Genomic DNA, 19,729 nt, shown 5'->3' with positions numbered 1-19,729 from the left:
GCAATAATTGGCATAGCGTTTTTTGCAGGGAAGGAATTTAGAAGAGATAGCTCAATTGTGCACCAGCCAGCCAGGCATCCCCTTCGGAAGTGCCTTGGAAGGTGGAGGTCGTCATCGGATTACCCGGTTGCAGCTCCATTTTTTCAGTGACATCCACCTTTTTGCCATCGATCAGGGTCAGCCCCAGATCCACGGTCAGGTTGGGCGTGAACTGATACCCCATTCCCAGGCTGTACCAGAGCCGATCGGCATCCGGGATGGAAATGGTACGACGATCGGCTGGCACAGGGCTGGCGTCATAGGCCACACCGGAGCGCAGTTGCCACTTGGGAGTGACCTGATAGGTCATACCGATGGCGTAGCGCCAGCTATCTTCCCAGTGCTCATCCTTGATGTGCATGTTCTGCAAATTGTTGAGATCAGCTTCCAACTGAACGAATTTGCTCCAGTTGGTCCAGTTCAGGCTGCCGTGGATAGCCAGCTTGTCAGTCAGCTGATGGAATGCCGCCAACTCTGCCGTCGCTGGCAACGGCAGATCCAGACTGCCGGTATCTCTGATTTCGGTAACTGAGCCATCTGCATTGGGTCGGCCCACGATAGCATCTCCCGAGAGGGTCAAAGTGACATCGTGACGGTAGGAGAGGCCAATTCGGGTTTGTTCGGACAACTCCAGCAAGGTGCCGACATTCCAGCCCCATGCCCAGCCATCCCCTTGCAAATGTTTTGCGATCAGGTTGCGAGAAGGGAAGGTGCCACCGACTTCGCCTTCGCCCTGAATAGCAGAGATCCCGGCACCAATTGACCACATCTCATTGATGCGATAGGCGAGTGAGGTACCCAGATCCATGGTCTTGATATCGGAGACATTGCCAAAGTGTCCCGCGCTGTAGTTATCCGGCATCTTGACGCCAAGGCCGTAGTAAGAGGTTGCCGAGAAGCCGAGTCGCCACTGCTCGTTGAGTGGAATGATCAGATAGGCGTTGGGAACCCAGGCCGCGGCGGCAATATCGTGTGCACTGGCGTCGGAGGTGACGATACCGGCTTTGGTCGGCAAGCGGGTGTTACCTTCAATATTGACGTCAGGACTGACATAGATGACTCCGCCAGAGAGCGCCATCTGATCGAAGCGGGTCATGGCTGCTGCATTGCGGGAGAGCACACTGGCGTTATCCGCGATGGCGGCCTCACCGGCAAAGGCGCGTCCCATGCCTGTAGCGGACTGTTCAGCCAGCTGGAACCCGGCGGCATGAGTCTGACCCGCGATCACCAGCAGGGCGATGGCGGACGGTTTGATGATGGGATGCATGGCAAAATCCTTGCTGTTACCCGAAGGTTCAATCGGTCATATGAATGGAGGCAGGATTTTATATGGTATGACCAGTAAGGCAACGGTAATGGCCAGTATCTGGATAAAACAAGATTAAATGCTGGGATGATGCACTCTAATAGCTTGATTAAAAAAGAAAAACAAACAGGTGTGTGCTACATGTGTACGCTGAGCTGGCTTTTGCGGATAAAAAAGAGCGCCTGACGGCGCTCTTTCAATTCTATCAATAATCAGAACTTCATGTTGAACTGGGCAGAGGCCAGGAAGGCGTTGCCGTGGGAAGTTCCTTTCCAACGCAGGCTGTCGGAGTGGCTACGTAGACCTTCGTTGACGTCAACTTCTTTACCGTCCAGATAAGCCATACCAAAGTCAACGCTCATATCGGTGTTGATATGGTAGGTGGCACCGGCGCTGTACCAGATACGGTCTGAGTCGGGAATGCTCAGGCTGCGGTAGTCAGCTTCGATCGGGGTGTTGTCATAGGCAAAGCCCAGACGAGCTTCCCAAGCAGGGTTGACATACCAAGTACCGCCGATGGAATAACGGAGTGAGTCTTTAAATTTTTCTGGCTTTTGCAAACAGACCCCCGGATTGGCTGTACCAACACCACACTGGGAACCAGTTGCTTTAAGTTCTTCAAACGCACTCCAATCAGTCCAGTTAACTGAATAGTGCACTGCAAATTGTTGGTTTAGACGGTGGTAACCTGCGAACTCAGCCTGAGCAGGCAAATCAAGGTTTAGTTGTCCATCAACAGTTTTACCTCCAAGGCCACCTAAACCTGGGATTAGTGGGTTAATGTCATTGCTGTAATCACCTTTAAATTTGAGGTCAACTTGAGAGCGATATGTGAGAGCTAAACGGTTATTTTCGTTGATCTCATAAAGAGTCCCAATGTTCCAGCCAAAGCCCCAAGTATCACCTTTCATCGATGAAATTTTGGAGTCGGTGTTTAAGCCAGGGATCGGTAATGAGCCTTTGTATCGATTCAGCTCGGCCGCGCCGTAAACTGCGTTGATACCAGCACCAACACTGAACTGTTCATTAACCCTATAGGCGATATTCGGGTTGATGTTAAAAGTTACTAATTCTGTATCGCCAGCAGCTGAGCCTGCTGTAAAGGTTTTGGAGTATTCGGTGGAGAGACCGTAGTTGGAGAAGATGCCAATACCCCAAGCCCACTGGTCATTCAGCGGCTGAATAAAGTAGGAGGCGGGAACGAAGGCTGCCGGAGCAATGCCACTTTCGCTGGCTGGCGCCATTTTGTTCGCGCCAGCGTAAACAGCACCATCCACATCGACATCCGGTTTGATGTAGGTGCCGGAGACAGAAACTGCCATCTTGTCGAAGGTGGTCATGGCCGCAGGGTTACGGGCCAGAACGGAGGCGTTGTCGGCAATAGCTGCTTCACCGGCATAGGCGCGACCCAGACCGGAGGCCGAGTGCTCGTTCAACTGGAATGCCGCAGCATGGACTTGACCGGTGGCCAGCGCGATGGTGGCGGCAATCAGGCTCTTCTTGAAAATAGTTGTCGTCATGGTGTTCTCTCTTGTAGGCAGATTTTTTTGCCGATATTGGCTGCACGTTCAATGCAAACCTCGACAAAATCCGTTTTTATTTCAGCTTCTTCCCAATCAATTCTGGCGTGATTCTATGGATCTGGTAGGAGGTAAGAAATCAGACCAGTGACAGCAGAATACATAAAAGTGATCGATGTGTTAATCATTTGTTTTAACTTGCTGTTTAATTCATCATTTTCAGGGTCTAAAGATGGATTATTGACCTGGATTGCCGATCTCCGTCACAAAAATAATTTTGTCAATTTTTCGAAATCTTGAGGCAAATGAGTGACAAAGGGGAGTAATCAGGGGGGGAACAGGCAGCGGCTCGTGACCGCCGCCTGCTATTGAGGATGGATCTGAGGTTGTTAACCAGCGATGTTAAATGTCCCACTGCAGACGTGACTGCAGGGCGTTGGCAACGGGGGCAAGTGGCTCTTTCATCTCGCCAATCAGTACCATATTGGCGCCTTTGAGCTGGACAATCTCCCCTTTGAGGGTGCCATCTTCAAAGGTGGCCTGTTGCAGGGTTAATGGCACATGTTTGGGCACTAAAAAGAGGGTGACTGGCCCCATCTTTCCCTGGATCACCATGTGCAAGGCTGGTCCCTGATAAAACGAGCAGTGATTGACATAGGTCACCTTGAGCCCATCCATCCCGCTCAAGGTGGCGCCATACTTCTCCATCTTGGCATTGATGTTATGGAGATTGACCTGCTCATCGACACCTTCAATAAAGGGTTCTTCGCCATAGACATGAGCCATCGCTACCTGTGCGAGGGAGAGGGCCGCAGGAGCCGTTTCTGGCAGCGTGATCCAGCGGGTGCTCATTCCCAGCAGGAAGGCGACCGATGCAGCCAGGGCGATCTGGCGCCAGGATGTCGATGTCCGGAGCTTGACTGGCGCCGTGCCAAGGGGGCGGGATGGCTGCATATCATCTGGCGCATCACTGTCTTGCAGCATGGCTTGCCTGAGCAGGATCCGCTCGGCCAGTCCGGCGGGAACCTCAACCTGCATGGCATGCTTGAGAGTTCTGTCGAACTGTTTCATCTCGTCGAGATAGTTCCGATTAGCCTGGCTTGCTTCAGCGGTTTTGAGAAAGTCCGGTTGTTGATCGTTGGGCTGGATCATGGCGTTGCGGCGAAATTCGAGTTCATCCATGTCCGTGTCCTCTTGCTTGGTTCTTCTGCTCCATCGCCTCCTTGATCTGGTTGCGGGCGCGAAACAGGCGGGTCATGACGGTGTTCTTGTTGAGGCCGAGCATCTCGGCAATCTCCTCGCCACTGAATCCTCCCACGACTTGCAGCAGCAGTGGCTCCTGGTACTCCTCGGGCAACCGGGCGATGTGACGGTGCAACCACTCGTTCTCCATCTCCTGCTCGCTGTGCAGCGCATCGTGCTGGGGTTGAGGGTGATCGTCGAGATCCACTAGCTCCAGCTGTTTGCGTTCAAAGCGGCGGGCGTTCTCCCGTCTGAGGATGGTGATCAGCCACCCTTTGGCCGCCTTGTCATCCTGCAGGGTGTCGATAGCCTTCCAGGCACGCAGGAAGGTCTCTTGCACCAGATCTTCCGCCACGTTGGGATCCCGGGTCAGCCAGTAGGCATACCGATAGAGATCGCCATGCAGCGCATGAACCAGTGCTTCAAATTTGGTTTGTTTGTCAGCCATGGGATCAGAGACCGGCGAAGTGGCCGGATCATTTCCACCAATATGCTGCTGAGCACGTTTTTTTCTAAAAAACAGCAGTGCCATAGGGCAATCCTTGTCAGGGCGCGTAGCGGCGGGAGCGGGACCCCCCGTGCGCCAGCAGGTAAATCAGATGCGCAATACCGGCCGTTTCATCAGACCTGAGGGTACGCGCCAGAGCGCGCCACTCGATGGGCGGGCCAGAAGAGGGCCGTGCAAAACAGGCTCGCTCGAGTGCGGCGAGCGCGTTGCCGAGCCGATTATGCCCAGCGTCGGGCAACTGGCCTAATTGATAATAGGAGACCTGCCAGCGCAAGGTCGCCCATCGGATCAGTGCCTTGCGACTGGCATCCGGCTGGTGTTGGGCAAGGGCACGTTGCAGTTGATAGAAGGCTCGCCAGCGGGGCCAGTGGCGCCATAGCGTACGCAGCGCCACGGCCAGCACGACCCACCAAAGGCTCTCTCGCAGTGCCATCTGTGATGTCTGCTGATCAGGTTGCCGATTTGTCGTTGCCTGAAACGTCAGCGTGATGGCAGGCAGGCTGGCCTGCTCAATCCGGCCACTTTGGGTATTAAACCAGGGCAGATCAATGGGGGGGAGCTGATAGTCGCCGCTCTGCTCCGCGACCAGAGTCTGGCGCCACTGTCGCTCAAACAGCAGCTTGCCATCACGGTAACGCTCCTGCTGTTGCTCGCCATCCGGATGTGCCTGTATGCCGTTTGGCAGTTGATGGGCCATCAGGGGGGCAAGCTGTATCTGGCCGCTGTCACCATTTTCCATGGTCAGGGTGAGGATACGGATCAGTGGTTCACCCACTTCCCCCGTGGAGGCCGGTTCAAGCCGTTGACTCAGGGTCAGCCGGGTGGCCACCGGCGTGGCGGGGGCTTTGTCGACCCGAACCTCGAGTGGTGCCGCGCGGGCCGAGAGTTTTTGCGCTTTTCCCCCTTGCTGCGTGAGCTGCCCCTGCAAGCGGGGTGAGTCGAGATGCCAGAGCCCAGGCGCTTTTGCCTGAATAAGCCAGCTGCGGGTGAGCCGGCCAGGCAGACCTGCCTGAACGGGGGCGATCCACTCGTCGCTACCGAGGCGACGGATGGTGAAGTGGGCAGAGCTAAGCTCGCTCAGGGCCGGGTTTTGCATACTGGTGGGCAGCCACAGTGTCAGGCGGTAGATCACCGGCTGGCCGGGATAGAGCGGGCCCTGATGCTCAAGGCGGGCCTGCATCTCGAGGGGCGAGGGGGCTGCGGGTTGCGGCAGCGCCGTTGTTTTCACCTCTCTCAATGGCAGGGTGAGCGAGGGAGTGAACTCATTTCCGAGCTTGAGCGGGGCAATCACCACCTCGGTATTTGCGGGTGAATTGCTCTGGTGCAGCGGGATCTGCCAGCGAGTCAGTTGTTGTACCGGAGTCGTGACCCGGCTCATGGTCACTCTGCCCACTGCAAACTGGCGCAGTAGGGGGGTGATCTCCAGTTCGCTGCTCTGGCGCTCGCCATCCGCTTCGATGATCAGCAGCCAATCGCTGGGGTCAGCTCCCGGCAGCAGCTCTGCCCGGGGGGGTAGGGCCCAACCAAGTGGACTCGCCAGTGCGAGCAACAGCCCCCATCCTGCTCGCGTCACCAGGGTTCCTCCACCTTGATCAGATCCCGGCGCAGCGCCTCTTTACGCAGTCGCTGTTCCAGCAGCAACACCGGGGGAGAGGGGGGCAGGGGCATTGCCGTCGCCTGCTGAGCTGCCGATGGTTCGGGTTGCTTGCTGTTGCTGGTATCGGGAGCCGCCGCCGCTGCGCCCTGTAACAGAGAGAGGTTATAGAGCGCATCTTCATGGCCGGGTTCAAGCGCCAGAGCGGCCAGATAGGCCTCTTTGGCTGCGGCAAACTCCCCCAGTTGCAGCAGGGCATTGCCGCGGTTGTAGTGGGCAGTGGCGCTCGTCGCTTCCTGATAGGCTGCGATAGCTTGCCGATAGACTCCGGCCCGATACCAGGCGTTGCCGCGCCAGATCGGATCGTTGAAAGTGCGGGCGGCCTGTTGAAAATTTCCCTGTTGATAATCCTGCATCGCTTGCAGCTCGCCCCTCTCAGCTGCTTGCAGATCTTGCGGCGCAAGCAGTTGCCACCCCAGCATCAGCGCCACCATCAGCCGGGCGCCGACTCTGGCCAGCAAGGCCAATGGTAATAACGGGATCAGCAGCCAGGGGCCAAGATCCAGTGGCGCCGGGGTGAGGGCCGAGGTTGTTGTGGGCAGCGGTGCAAAGCGTGGCTCTTCGCTGCCAAGCCACTGCAGCTCACCGCCGAGGCGATTGGCCAGTGCGGCAATGGCCTGACTATCGGGGGCGGGCAACTGCGCGGGCATGCGGGCGGCAAACCCCAACTCATTGGCCGGAATGGCGGGCATGGGGGCCGGTTGACCGCTGCTGGCGAGCAGAATATCGAGGCGTGCCGACTGGGTGTCGCGGCAGAGAAGGCGTTGCTGGCAGGGCCACAGAGCAGCGATTTGGGTCATCTGATTCTGGGTGAGGTCGTCGGTGATCAGCAGCAGACGCGCTTGTTCTCCAGGGGCCAGCTGCTTCATGGCAAGTTCCACCGCCCGTGCCGGGTTGCTGCCCTGCAACGGCATGATATCGGGGCGCAAGTCGGGCAGCAGCAGCGAAAGGGCCTGATGATCCCGGGTTGGCGGCATGGCGAGGTAGGCATCGCCTGCGTAGAGGATCAGCGCAATGCGCTCGCCCTTTGCGCGGCTCAGCAGCTGCTGCAACTGCCATCTGACCCTGGTCGCCCGATCCGGTTTGAGGTCGGTGGCGGTCATCGAGCGTGACAAGTCCAGCAGCCAGATATCGAGCGGTGCCGCAGGCTGCTGTTGCAGCTCACCGCGCAGTGCGGGACCACTCAGGGCCAAAATCACGGGCAGGGTTGCCAGCCAGAGCCAGGGGCGCTGAGGACGGGAGGCTGGCAGCAGATAAGCCTGCATCGCAGGTGCGAGCAGCGGGGGCTGGCGACGACGGTGCCACCCTTGCCAGAGCCAGGGGATGAGTGCGATCAGCCACAGGGGGCGGAGCAAGATCAGCTCCATCTGCGCGCGCCTCGTGCCAGCCAGTTACGCACCATGCGAAACTCCAGTCTGCCGTGTCCTGATGGCAGAAGCAGCAAGCCACAAAGCAGTGCCAACGGCCAGGGGTAGAGCTCGATCACCGGCTGGTACTGGGCAATCGGCATGGGGGCAGGTTCAAGGGTATTGAGGGTCGCATTGATGGCATCGAGATCGCTTTGGGTTCGCGCCCTGAAATAGCGCCCCTGTCCTGTTTTTGCCAGCTCTTTCAGGAGCGGTTCGTCCAGTTCGCTGCTGGGATCGGCCTGACCGCTGCCTGCCTCATCATAGGGTTGGATAAAGGTATCGGGATCGGCCCCGACCCCCAGCGTGTAGATCCGTATTCCCTGCGCTGCGGCGAGTTTGGCCTCCTGCAGCGGGTCGGCATTGCCTGCGGTATTGCGGCCATCAGTGACCAGCAGCAGGGCGGTGGGGCGACCAGGATCCCCATGCTGACGTGCCAGCTGGATCGCCTCGCCAAGGGCGGTGGTTCGGCCGACCAGATCAAAATCGAGCTCGTCGCTCAAGGTCAACAGCGCCGGGATCTCCTGAGTGAGGGGAGAGAGCAGGTAGGCGTGATCGGCAAAGACGATGAGGCCCACCCTGTCTCCGGCCCGTTTGGCGATCAGCCTTTTGATCTGCTGACGCACCGCCGTCAGCCGCGCTTGCTGCTCGCCGTTATCGAGCATATCAGGGGTGCGCATGCTGTCTGACAGATCCACTACCAGCAGCAGATCCCGACTCCCTTCATATTGGATCACCGGTTCCCCCCACCACTGGGGGCGGCAGAGGGCGAGGATAAGGGCGCACCAGAGCAGCATGGCGCGCCAGAGCGGCAATCCGGCGTGGGGGCGCAGCAGCGCAAACCCGGGGTGAGCCAGATAGCCGCGGCGCAGGGGCGGCAAGCCGAAGCGCACCAGCAAGGGCAGCACCAGCGCCAGCGCAAACCAGGGCCAGGCCAGGATCATGGATTCCCCCGCGCGGCTTTGCGTCCTGGGCGGGTGGAGAGCTGCAAGAAGAGGGTTTGACCCCAGCGGCGATAATGTTGCCGAAGCTGTTCGCTCTGCTCGCTGCTCGGCTTCTGACTGCCATAGAGCCAACTGCTCCAGTGAGAGGCGAACTGGCTAAAATCGCTGCCGCCGTGACGATCGACGAAGGCGAGCCACGCCTCTCCCTGCAGCTGGCGCGCCTCGGGCCAGCGTTGCAATGCTTCATGACGCAGGGCCTCCTGTATGTGTGCCACCAGCAGTGCCGGATCTCCCTCCAGCTGACGACACCAGTGGCGGTAACGTATCACCCTGCGGGCAATCAGGACGATCAGCAGCAGCAATAACCCTGTGATCAATAGCCACAGTAGCGCCTGCACCCTGGGGTCAAGACTCTGTTCAATCAGATCCGCCCCCGGGTGGATGTCTCGCATCAGGGCGGCCAGCTGCGGAGTGATGGTATCGGAGGCTGGGCTGGTAATGTCGACGTCGGTGGAGGAGTTCATCCCTGATGACATAACCCCTCCTGCCACTGCTGTTGCAGCGTCTGGCTGTTATCGAGCAGGTAGAGGCGCTGCACCAATGGCAACAGCAACTGCTTGCCGTAGGCCAGCTGCTGCTCGGCAGCTTGTCGGTAGCGGTGGGAGAAACCGGCATGGCCCCCATCCAGCCAGCCCTGATAGTGCTGCCCTGGCCGATCGATGGCCACTGGCAGCTGGCCGTCAGGGGGAAGGGCTGCCTCGAGGGGGTCACGGATCTGCCAATAGTGAATATCGTGGCGGCGGGAGAGCAGTTGCAATTGCTGACAGAGCGCCGACTCGCAGGGTCTGTGATCGGTGATGATCGTCAGCTTGGCTCCGTGAGGCAGCTTCACGCCGGACAAGGTGTCGGCCAGTGAGTGAGAAAGCGCCCGGCGGGCCAGCCCTTGCTGATAGTGATGGCAGAGGGATTCGAACAGGGGCAGCACACTGCCGCGCTGGCTCTGGTGATGGGAGATAAGCCCGTGGCAGATCAGGGTGTTGTGCTGCTTCTCCCCTTGCCAGATCAAGGCTGCCGCCAGCTCGCAGGCGAGGCGCGCCTTGAGCTGCAGTGTGGAGCCGAAATACATGGCGGGAGAGAGATCGAGTAGCAGCCAGTGCGCCTGATCGAGCTCCTCGCTATAGAGGCGGGTATAGGGACGACCGAGGCGTGCGGTCACTCGCCAGTCGATATGGCGTACCTCGTCACCAGCCTGATAGGCGCGCAGCTCCCGAAACGTGAGTCCGGGAGAGCGGCCCGGTTTGCCGCGTTCGCTGCTGCTTCTGCCTGCGTGAGGTGGCTTCCTGGCCTTGGCCCAGAGCCGGATATTGAGCAGCCGTGGCAGCGACAGGGCGATATCGGGATGGAGCTCCGGCGCTAGGGACATGGCACCTGATCCAGCAGTTGAGCGATCAGGATATCGTTATCCAGATTGTCGGCCAGTGCCTGATAGCTGGGTATAAGGCGGTGGCGCAGCACCGGATAGGCTTGCAGCTGGATATCTTCCGGCAGCACATAGTCACGTCCGGCAAGCCAAGCACGGGCGCGGGCAGAGCGAGCCAGCCCCAACGTGGCGCGGGGGCTGGCCCCCACGGCAATCAGCGGCTCGAGGGCAGGGCAAAGGCCGCTGCCCGGGCGAGTGGCGCAGACCAGTTCCACCAGATAGTGCTCCAGTCGGCTTTGCATGGTCACCGCCAGCACTTCGCTGCGAGCACCTTGCAAGTTGGTCTGACTCAGGGTCACTGGCGCCGCACCGAGCTGTTCGCCGCTGGCGTTGAGCTGCAAGATGGCGAGCTCCATCGTGGGGCTCGGGTAATCCACCATCAGCTTGAGCAGAAAGCGGTCAAGCTGCGCCTCCGGCAGTGGATAGGTTCCCTCCTGCTCGATAGGATTCTGGGTGGCGGCGACCATAAAGAGAGGTGGCAGCCGCCAGCTCTTTTTGCCCACGGTGATCTGGTGTTCGGCCATGGCTTCAAGTAGTGCTGATTGCACCTTGGCCGGTGCCCGGTTGATCTCGTCCGCCAGCACCAGATGGTTGAATAGGGGGCCGGGCTGGAATACAAAACTGGCATCCTGCGGGTGAAACACCTCGCTGCCGGTGAGATCGGCGGGAAGCAGGTCGGGGGTAAACTGGATACGGGCAAAGCGTCCCTCGACGGCACCAGCGAGCGCCTTGACGGCACGGGTTTTGGCAAGACCGGGGGCCCCTTCGATTAACACATGTCCTTCACATAACAGGGCAATCAGGAGCCCTTCAATTAGCTCCTCCTGCCCCAGGATCTGACTGCCAAGATAGTCCCTAAGCGCTCTGAACTCCGCCGCTGCCATGCGATAAACCCGTTGTTTTTATGGAAGTTGATCTTTTTATACTCCAGTTGCTCCCCAAGGGCGAGCAAAGGGGCCTTGCCGCGCTTAATTTAGTTTCAATCAGCTGTATGAAACTTGTGATTGGATTGTTAAGATGTGGCGCAATGAGGTCAGACCTCTGCCTTTTAAACCAAGGAGCCAGGATGAAACAGCCATTGAAACTGACGACTCGCCAGGGCGAACGGATTGCCGTCGTGGCGGGGCTGCGTACCCCCTTTGCCAAGCAGGCCACCGCCTTTCATGGCGTGCCTGCAGTCGATCTCGGCAAACTGGTGGTGAGCGAGATGCTCGCCCGTACCGATCTCGATCCCAAGCTTATCGACCAGCTGGTGTTTGGCCAGGTGGTTCAGATGCCGGAAGCCCCCAACATTGCCCGCGAGATCGTGCTCGGTACCGGCATGAGCGTCAATACCGATGCCTATAGTGTCTCCCGCGCCTGCGCCACCAGTTTCCAGGCGGTGGCCAACGTCACCGAATCCATCATGGCCGGTACGGTAGACATCGCCATCGCCGGCGGTGCTGACTCCTCCTCCGTACTGCCTATCGGAGTGAGCAAGAAGCTGGCCCGCGCCCTGGTGGATCTCAACAAGGCGCGCAATCTGCAGCAGCGCTTCAATATTCTGCGGACATTGAGGGTCAAGGATCTGCTGCCAGTACCGCCCGCTGTGGCGGAATATTCGACCGGTCTCTCCATGGGACAGACCGCCGAGCAGATGGCCAAGAGTCACCAGATCAGCCGCGAGGCGCAAGATGCGCTGGCTCACCGCTCCCACACTCTGGCCGCGCAGGCTTGGGCTGATGGCAAGCTCAGCGGCGAGGTGTTTACCGCCCATGTACCGCCTTACAAGTCACCGCTCGAGCGGGACAACAATATCCGTGAAAGCTCGGATCTGGCGAGTTACGCCAAGCTCAAGCCGGTGTTTGATCGGGTCCATGGCACAGTCACTGCTGCCAACGCCACCCCGCTGACCGATGGCGCTGCTGCCGTGCTGTTGATGCGCGAAGGTCGGGCGAAAGAGCTGGGCCTCGAACCGCTTGGCTATATCCGCAGCTTCGCTTTCTCGGCCATCGATGTGTGGCAAGACATGCTGATGGGGCCCTCCTACGCCACGCCGCTGGCGCTGGACAGAGCCGGTATCACGCTCAGCGATCTGACCCTGATCGACATGCACGAAGCCTTTGCCGCCCAGACCCTGGCCAACCTCAAGATGTTTGCCAGCCACGAGTTTGCCCGTGACAAGCTGGGCCGCGATCAGGCCATCGGCGAGGTGGACATGGAGAAGTTCAACGTCCTCGGTGGTTCGCTGGCCTATGGCCACCCCTTTGCCGCGACCGGTGCGCGGATGATCACCCAGACCCTGCACGAGCTGCGTCGTCGCGGTGGGGGACTGGGGCTCAACACCGCCTGTGCGGCGGGTGGATTGGGCGTGGCTATGGTGTTGGAGGTTGAATGATGAGCGCTAAGACTTTTTCCCTGGATGTTCGCAAAGATGGCATCGGCATCCTCACCATGGATGTGCCGGGCGAGAGCATGAATACCCTGAAGGCCGCCTTTGTGGAGGAGATCCGCACCGTGCTGGCCGAAGTGAAACGCAACAAGGATTTGATCGGTCTGGTGATCACCTCCGGCAAGAAGGACTCATTCATCGCCGGCGCTGACATTACCATGCTGGCCGCCTGCACCAGTGCCAAGGATGCCGAGACCCTGTCGCGAGAAGGGCAGGAGATCTTTGCCGAGATCGAGGGGCTGACCATTCCTGTGATCGCCGCCATTCACGGCCCCTGCCTCGGTGGCGGGCTGGAGCTGGCGCTGGCCTGCCATGGTCGGGTGGTGACCGATCACGGAAAATCTGTGCTGGGATTGCCGGAAGTTCAGCTCGGTCTGCTGCCGGGCTCTGGCGGTACCCAGCGTCTGCCGCGCCTCATCGGGGTGGCCAAGGCGCTGGATCTGATGCTGACCGGCAAGCAGGTGCGGGCCAAACAAGCCAAGAAATTGGGGCTGGTGGACGATGTGGTGCCGCCGTCAATCTTGCTGGATGCTGCCATCAAGCTGGCCAAGAAGGGCAAACCGCGCCATCAGTTGAAACGGGATCTGCAGGGCAAGGTGCTGGAGACCAACAAGTTGGGTCGCAAGGTGCTGTTCGATCAGGCCAGCAAGGGGGTGAAAGCCAAGACCCGTGGCAACTACCCGGCGCCGGAGCGGATCCTGGATGTTGTGCGCATCGGCGTGGAGGAGGGAATGAAAGCCGGTCTGGCCGCTGAATCCCGCCACTTTGGCGAGCTGGTGATGACTGCAGAGTCTGCCGCCCTGCGTTCCATCTTCTTTGCCACCACCGAGATGAAGAAAGAGGTCACCTATCAGGGAGCCGAGCCGCGCAAGGTGGCCCATGCCGCCGTGCTGGGCGGTGGTCTGATGGGGGGTGGCATTGCGTTCGTCACCGCTACCAAGGCGGGCGTGCCGGTGCGGATCAAGGATGTGGCAAGCGCCGGGATCGGCAATGCCATGCGCTACAGCTACGACATTCTGGCCAAGAAGCTCAAGCGTCGTCACATCTTGCGCAGCGAGCTGGAAAAGCAGATGAGCCTGTTGACCGGTACCCTCGACTACTCCGGTTTCCACCGGGTGGACATGGTGGTTGAGGCGGTGTTTGAAGATCTCGCGCTCAAACACCAGATGGTGAAAGACGTGGAGCGTGAGTGCGGTGAGCATACAGTGTTTGCCTCCAACACCTCTTCCTTGCCCATCAACCAGATTGCGGCAGAGGCGGCGCACCCGGAGCGAGTCGTGGGGCTGCACTACTTCAGCCCGGTGGACAAGATGCCGCTGGCGGAGATCATCCCCCACGCTGGTACCAGTGCCGAGACGGTCGCCACCACTCTGGCCTTTGCCCGTGCTCAGGGTAAAACGCCTATCGTGGTGAAGGACGAAGCCGGTTTCTACGTCAACCGCATCCTGGCGCCCTACATGAACGAAGCGGCGCGACTGGTGCTGGAAGGAGAGCCGGTGGAGGTGCTGGATAGCGCACTGCTGGACTTTGGTTTCCCGGTTGGCCCCATCACCTTGCTTGATGAGGTCGGTATCGACGTGGGCGCCAAGATCTCCCCCATTCTCGAGAAAGAGCTGGGCGGCGAGCAGTTCCAGGCGCCCAAGGCGTTCGACAAGCTGCTGCAAAATGATCGCAAGGGACGCAAGAACGGCAAGGGCTTCTACCTCTATGGCAAGGCTGCACCGCGCAACAAGCTGACCGGCAAAGAGGGCAAGAAGACGGTGGACGAGAGCGTCTATGGCGTGCTCGGTATCAAGCCGTCTGCCAAGCTGGCTCGTCAGGAAATCGCCGAGCGCTGCGTGTTGCTGATGCTCAACGAAGCGGCGATGGCGCTGGATAGCGGTGTGGTGGCGTCGGCCCGTGATGGCGATATCGGCGCCATCTTCGGCATCGGTTTCCCGCCTTTCCTTGGCGGCCCGTTCCGCTACATGGACACCTTAGGAATTGATCATCTGGTTGGCCGTCTGGAGTATTATCAGAAGCGCCATGGCGATCGGTTTGCCCCCTGTGCCCGCCTCAAGGCAATGGCCGCAGAGCAGCAGACCTTCTACTGATAACCGCTGCAGAGTGACCGCAAGACAAAGAGGCCCGCACCCCATGCGGGCCTCTTTCTATGTTGTGGTTTGTTCGGGTTGTACGGCTTGGGCAGCGCTCATGCTGGCAGAAGCAACCGATTAAAAAACGGCCCACCGAAGTGGGCCGTCGAGATATCACGTCACGGGTCAGATCCCCGGTTTGCGCTCCGGGCAGCGGCCGATGATATCTGCAGGTAGATCGCCGTTATCCTGCTCCAGCACCACGTCGAATCCCCACAGTTGATGCAGGTGCTTGAGCACCTCATGGCGTGAGTCGCCAAGGGGTATGCGGTTGTGGGGCACATAGCGCAGGGTGAGGGAGCGATCCCCCTTCACGGCAACGTTGTAGACCTGAATATTGGGTTCCAGATTGCTGAGGTTGTATTGGGCCGACAGAGTATTGCGCACTTGACGATAGCCTTCGTCATTGTGGATGGCGGAGACCTTCAGATAGTTCTTCAGATCGTCGTCATCAATGGCGAACAGCTTCATATCCCGCATCACTTTGGGACTGAGGAACTGGCTGATAAAGCTCTCGTCCTTGAAGTTCTGCATGGCAAAGTGGAGGGTTTCGACCCAGTTGCTGCCGGCATAGTCGGGGAACCAGTATCTATCTTCCTCGGTCGGGTTCTCGCAGATGCGGCGCAGGTCAGTAAACATGGCAAACCCCAGCGCATAGGGGTTGATCCCCGAGTAGTAGCGGCTGTTGTAGGCCGGTTGATAGACCACGTTGGTGTGGCTATGCAGCACCTCCATCATGAAGCGATCGCTCAGCTTGCCCTCGTCATAGAGGTGGTTGAGGATGGTGTAGTGCCAGAAGGTGGCCCACCCCTCGTTCATCACCTGGGTCTGCTTTTGCGGATAGAAATACTGGCTTATCTTGCGCACTATGCGCACCACTTCCCGCTGCCAGGGCTCCAGCAAGGGGGCATTCTTCTCGATAAAGTAGAGAATGTTCTCCTGGGGTTCGGCGGGGTAGCGCCTGTCCTCCACACCCGCGGCTTTATGCTGCTTGGGCAGGGTACGCCACAGCTCGTTGACCTGAGTCTGAAGATAATCTTCCCGCGCCTTCTGACGCCGCTTCTCCTCTGCCATCGAGATCTTCTGGGGACGCTTGTAGCGATCGACCCCGAAGTTCATCAGAGCATGGCAGGAGTCGAGCAGCTGTTCCACCGCCTCGATGCCATGCTTCTCTTCACACTGGGTGATGTAGTTCTTGGCAAACAGCAGGTAGTCGATGATAGATGAGGCATCGGTCCAGGCCTTGAACAGGTAGTTGTTCTTGAAGAAGGAGTTGTGGCCGTAGCAGGCGTGGGCCATCACCAGCGCCTGCATCGGCATGGTGTTCTCCTCCATCAGATAGGCGATGCAGGGATCGGAATTGATGACGATCTCGTAGGCCAGCCCCATCTGACCGCGCTTGTAGTTGCGCTCGGTATGGATAAAGCGCTTGCCGAACGACCAGTGTTGATAGCCGATGGGCATGCCGACGCTGGAGTAGGCATCCATCATCTGCTCGGCGGTGATCACCTCGATCTGGTTGGGGTAGGTATCCAGCTTGTAGAAACGGGCGACCCGGGCGATCTCCTGGTGATAGGTCTCCAGCAGATCGAAGTTCCAGTCTGGTCCGTCATCCAGTGGCGCTACACGTTTTTCTGTTTCGATCATGTGACCTCCTCACGCCGCTTGTTTCTTGAACAGCTCGCGGAACACCGGATAGATATCCTCGACCTTGCGAATGTGCTCCATCGCAAAGTGGGGGAACTGGCTGGCTACCGACTCATATTCGTGCCACAGGGTCTGGTGGGCACGGGTGGTGATCTCGATGTAGGAGTAGTACCTCACCCTTGGCATGATGTCCTGCGCTAGGATCTCCCTGCATTGCGGTGAGTCATCAGCCCAGTTGTCACCGTCAGATGCCTGCGCCGCATAGATGTTCCACTGGTTGGCGGGGTAACGCTCGTTGATGATGTCGTTCATCATCTTGAGGGCGCTGGAGACGATGGTGCCGCCGGTCTCCTGGGAGTAGAAGAACTCGTGCTCGTCCACCTCCTTGGCCTGGGTATGGTGGCGGATATAGACCACTTCTACGTTCTTGTAAGTCCGGCTCAGGAACAGATAGAGCAGGATATAGAAACGCTTGGCCATCTCCTTGGTGGCCTGATCCATGGAGCCCGAGACGTCCATCAGACAGAACATCACCGCCTGACTGGAAGGGACGGGCCGTTTGACGAAGTTGTTGAACTTGAGATCGAAGGTGTCGATAAACGGCACCGCATCAATCCGCCGTTTCAGCTCCCTGATCTCCTTCTCGAGCAGGGCGATTTCGGCAAAGTGCTCATTGGGATCGGTGGCCAGCAGGGCCAGCCGATCTTCCAGTTCATGCAATTGGCGTTTCTTGCCTGCTTGCAGCGCCATGCGACGTGCCAGCGAATTTTGCAGGGAACGCACCACGTTGATGTTGGCGGGCACCCCGTTGGAGGTGTAGCCCGCACGATAGGTTTTCACCTCCATCAGCTGATTGAGCTGGGTTTTCTGCAGCCTGGGCAACTCCAGATCTTCAAACAGCAGATCGAGATACTCATCCTTGGAGATCTGGAACACGAAATCATCGGCCCCTTCCCCCTGATTGGATGCTTGTCCCTCGCCGGAACCCTGTCCACCGCCCCCTCCTTTGGGGCGGTCAATCTTGTCGCCGGAGACGAACTGATCATTGCCGGGATGCACCATCTCCCGTTTACCGCCGTGCCCCTGATGAAAATGGGGCTCGCCGATATCCTTGGTCGGGATGCTGATGCTCTCACCCTTGTCTACGTCCTGAATGCTGCGCTTGGAGACAGCATCCGAGACCGCTTGTTTTATCTGCTTCTTGTAGCGGCGGATGAAGCGCTGCCGATTGACAGCGCTTTTGTTTTTGCCGTTGAGCCTGCGGTCGATAAAATGCGCCATAACTCCCCCTTGAACAGTCAGGGTCAGGATGACTTGCGTACCCTGAGATACCATTCGGAGAGCAGTCGCACCTGTTTACGGGTGTAGCCTTTCTCCATCATCCGTTCGACAAAGTTATCGTGCTTCTTCTGCTCCTCGGCCGAGGTTTTGCTGTTGAAGGAGATAACCGGCAGCAGCTCTTCCGTGTTGGAGAACATCTTCTTCTCGATCACGGTGCGCAGCTTCTCGTAACTGGTCCAGTTGGGGTTACGGCCTGCATTGTTGGCCCGGGCACGCAGCACGAAGTTGACGATTTCGTTGCGGAAATCTTTCGGGTTGCTGATCCCGGCGGGTTTTTCAATCTTCTCCAGCTCGCTGTTGAGGGACGCTCTGTCAAACAGCTGGCCGGTTTCGGGGTCACGGTACTCCTGATCCTGGATCCAGAAGTCGGCGTAGGTGACGTAGCGATCGAAGATGTTCTGACCGTACTCGGAGTAGGACTCGAGATAGGCGGTCTGGATCTCCTTGCCGATGAACTCCACATAGCGCGGGGTCAGATAGCCCTTGATGAACTCAAGGTAGCGATCGTGCAGCTCTTGCGGGAACTGCTCGCGCTCGATCTGCTGCTCCAGCACATAGAAGAGATGCACCGGGTTGGCGGCCACTTCCGCGTGGTCGAAGTTGAAGACGCGGGAGAGGATCTTGAACGCAAAGCGAGTAGAGAGACCATTCATCCCCTCGTCCACACCGGCGTAGTCGCGATACTCCTGATAGCTCTTCGCCTTGGGATCGGTGTCTTTGAGGCTCTCGCCATCATAGACCCGCATCTTGGAGTAGATGCTGGAGTTTTCCGGCTCTTTCAGCCGTGACAACACAGAGAACTGGCCCAGCAGCTCGAGCGTGCCCGGAGCGCATTTGGCCTCGGTCAATTCGCTGTTGACCAACAGTTTTTCGTAGATCTTCACCTCTTCCGAGACGCGCAGGCAGTAAGGGACCTTGACGATATAAACCCGGTCGAGGAAGGCCTCGTTGTTCTTGTTGTTGCGGAACTGCTGCCACTCGGATTCGTTGGAGTGGGCCAGCAGAATGCCGTCAAAGGGGAGGGCGGAGAGCCCCTCGGTGCCGTTGTAGTTACCCTCCTGGGTTGCTGTCAGCAGCGGGTGCAGCACCTTGATGGGCGCCTTGAACATCTCCACAAACTCCATAACCCCCTGGTTCGCTTTACACAGCGCGCCTGAGTAGGAGTAAGCATCGGCGTCATCCTGGGCGAAGTGCTCCAGCATGCGGATATCGACCTTGCCGACCAGTGAGGAGATATCCTGGTTGTTGTCATCACCCGGTTCCGTTTTGGCGATGGCAATCTGATCGAGAATGGAAGGATTGACTTTCTCCACCTTGAACTTGGTGATGTCGCCGCCAAACTCGTGCAGGCGTTTGGCCACCCAGGGGGACATGATGGGACGCAGGTAACGGCGCGGGATGCCGTACTCTTTCTCCAGGATCTCCCCATCCTCTTCGATATCGAACAGGCAGAAGGGGTGATCATTGACTGGTGAGCCCTTGATGCGATAGATGGGCACCTTCTGCATCAGGGATTTGAGTTTCTCTGCCAGCGAGGATTTACCGCCGCCAACGGGGCCCAGCAGATAGAGGATCTGTTTCTTCTCCTCCAGCCCCTGGGCTGAGTGTTTGAGGTAGGAGACGATCTGTTCGATGGCCTCTTCCATCCCGTAGAAATCCTTGAAGGCGGGATAGCGTGCCACGACGCGGTTGGAGAAGAGTCGGCTCAGTCTGGGGTTGGCTGAGGTGTCTACCATCTCCGGCTCACCAATGGCGGTCAGCAGACGTTCGGCTGCGGAGGCGTAGCAGGCTTTGTCCTGCTTACACATATCCAGGAACTCCTGGATGGTATATTCCTCTTCTCTCGCTTTTTCATATCGCTGTTGGTAATGCTCGAATATGCCCATAACTTTGCCCTCGTTATAGTCGCTTACCCTGAAAAAAGTGGATGACTGCTTTTGTGTTGTGCGCTTTTAAAGCCTAGTCAACAGACTCCAGTAATCCATCACGGTTGATAGGTTAAATTCTGAAGAAACCTGCCCGATCCTTGTGCGGGGAGGGTCAGTCAACAACACCGCTATGTTACTGACTGTTAAA

Annotated in this window: 15 protein-coding genes; 2 read left to right on the top strand and 13 right to left on the bottom strand. The window is 58.4% G+C overall.

Features of this window, described 5'->3' with window-relative positions:
- Nucleotides 1-37: 37 nt before the first annotated feature.
- The 10 genes from ACTG1K_RS14165 to ACTG1K_RS14120 all read right to left on the bottom strand — a co-directional run bounded on the left by ACTG1K_RS14165 (nt 38) and on the right by ACTG1K_RS14120 (nt 10,983).
- On the bottom strand, nt 38-1,306 hold the full coding sequence (locus ACTG1K_RS14165) for an OmpP1/FadL family transporter (RefSeq protein WP_144713061.1): 1,269 nt from the start codon (nt 1,304-1,306) through the stop codon (nt 38-40).
- 251 nt (nt 1,307-1,557) lie between these two features.
- Complete coding sequence (locus ACTG1K_RS14160; protein WP_440005807.1) at nt 1,558-2,865, bottom strand: outer membrane protein transport protein; 1,308 nt, start codon at nt 2,863-2,865, stop codon at nt 1,558-1,560.
- 402 nt (nt 2,866-3,267) lie between these two features.
- Nucleotides 3,268-4,047 carry a DUF3379 domain-containing protein gene (locus tag ACTG1K_RS14155; RefSeq protein WP_440005805.1) on the bottom strand — a complete coding sequence of 260 codons (780 nt, stop codon included), beginning with the start codon at nt 4,045-4,047 and terminating at the stop codon, nt 3,268-3,270.
- Entirely contained in the window at nt 4,040-4,639 is a 600-nt protein-coding gene (locus tag ACTG1K_RS14150) for a sigma-70 family RNA polymerase sigma factor (protein WP_005333245.1), read from the bottom strand. Before ACTG1K_RS14150 ends, ACTG1K_RS14155 begins: the two co-directional genes overlap by 8 nt.
- Nucleotides 4,640-4,652: 13 nt before the next feature.
- Nucleotides 4,653-6,164, bottom strand: a complete 1,512-nt coding sequence (locus ACTG1K_RS14145; protein ID WP_440006830.1) for a hypothetical protein — start codon at nt 6,162-6,164, stop codon at nt 4,653-4,655.
- A gap of 20 nt (nt 6,165-6,184) precedes the next feature.
- Nucleotides 6,185-7,636, bottom strand: coding sequence for a VWA domain-containing protein (locus ACTG1K_RS14140; protein ID WP_440005804.1), 1,452 nt, complete (start codon nt 7,634-7,636; stop codon nt 6,185-6,187).
- The gene (locus ACTG1K_RS14135; protein ID WP_425857467.1) at nt 7,627-8,619 is read right to left on the bottom strand and encodes a VWA domain-containing protein; all 993 of its coding nucleotides are present in this window, start codon (nt 8,617-8,619) and stop codon (nt 7,627-7,629) included. The genes ACTG1K_RS14140 and ACTG1K_RS14135 overlap by 10 nt, the downstream gene beginning before the upstream one ends.
- Nucleotides 8,616-9,155 (bottom strand): DUF4381 domain-containing protein, encoded by a 540-nt coding sequence (locus ACTG1K_RS14130; RefSeq protein ID WP_425857469.1) that lies wholly within the window; start codon nt 9,153-9,155, stop codon nt 8,616-8,618. The genes ACTG1K_RS14135 and ACTG1K_RS14130 overlap by 4 nt, the downstream gene beginning before the upstream one ends.
- Nucleotides 9,140-10,042 (bottom strand): DUF58 domain-containing protein, encoded by a 903-nt coding sequence (locus tag ACTG1K_RS14125; RefSeq protein WP_425857471.1) that lies wholly within the window; start codon nt 10,040-10,042, stop codon nt 9,140-9,142. Before ACTG1K_RS14125 ends, ACTG1K_RS14130 begins: the two co-directional genes overlap by 16 nt.
- Nucleotides 10,033-10,983, bottom strand: a complete 951-nt coding sequence (locus tag ACTG1K_RS14120; protein WP_139443808.1) for an AAA family ATPase — start codon at nt 10,981-10,983, stop codon at nt 10,033-10,035. Before ACTG1K_RS14120 ends, ACTG1K_RS14125 begins: the two co-directional genes overlap by 10 nt.
- A gap of 182 nt (nt 10,984-11,165) precedes the next feature.
- On the opposite strand from ACTG1K_RS14120, the gene fadI reads away from it, so the two are divergent.
- Nucleotides 11,166-12,476, top strand: coding sequence for an acetyl-CoA C-acyltransferase FadI (gene fadI / locus ACTG1K_RS14115; protein WP_058057647.1), 1,311 nt, complete (start codon nt 11,166-11,168; stop codon nt 12,474-12,476).
- On the top strand, nt 12,476-14,623 hold the full coding sequence (gene fadJ, locus ACTG1K_RS14110) for a fatty acid oxidation complex subunit alpha FadJ (protein WP_213387377.1): 2,148 nt from the start codon (nt 12,476-12,478) through the stop codon (nt 14,621-14,623). The genes fadI and fadJ overlap by 1 nt, the downstream gene beginning before the upstream one ends.
- A gap of 168 nt (nt 14,624-14,791) precedes the next feature.
- Here fadJ and ACTG1K_RS14105 read toward each other — a convergent pair whose 3' ends face one another.
- From ACTG1K_RS14105 to ACTG1K_RS14095, 3 genes are read right to left on the bottom strand one after another with little or no spacing between them, the layout of a single operon-like run.
- A complete protein-coding gene (locus tag ACTG1K_RS14105; protein ID WP_005333227.1) occupies nt 14,792-16,312 on the bottom strand; it encodes a SpoVR family protein in 1,521 nt (506 codons plus the stop codon).
- A 9-nt stretch (nt 16,313-16,321) separates the two neighbouring features.
- On the bottom strand, nt 16,322-17,593 hold the full coding sequence (locus ACTG1K_RS14100; protein ID WP_213389549.1) for a YeaH/YhbH family protein: 1,272 nt from the start codon (nt 17,591-17,593) through the stop codon (nt 16,322-16,324).
- Nucleotides 17,594-17,616: 23 nt separating this feature from the next.
- Nucleotides 17,617-19,539, bottom strand: coding sequence for a PrkA family serine protein kinase (locus tag ACTG1K_RS14095; RefSeq protein WP_033113275.1), 1,923 nt, complete (start codon nt 19,537-19,539; stop codon nt 17,617-17,619).
- Nucleotides 19,540-19,729: the final 190 nt, after the last annotated feature.

The sequence above is a fragment of the Aeromonas sp. 102P genome (assembly GCF_051920345.1).
In the GTDB taxonomy this organism is placed as follows: Bacteria; Pseudomonadota; Gammaproteobacteria; order Enterobacterales; family Aeromonadaceae; genus Aeromonas; species Aeromonas veronii.
The sequence above is the reverse complement of the archived record's forward strand: the minus strand, read 5'-3'. Positions and strand labels throughout refer to the sequence as shown.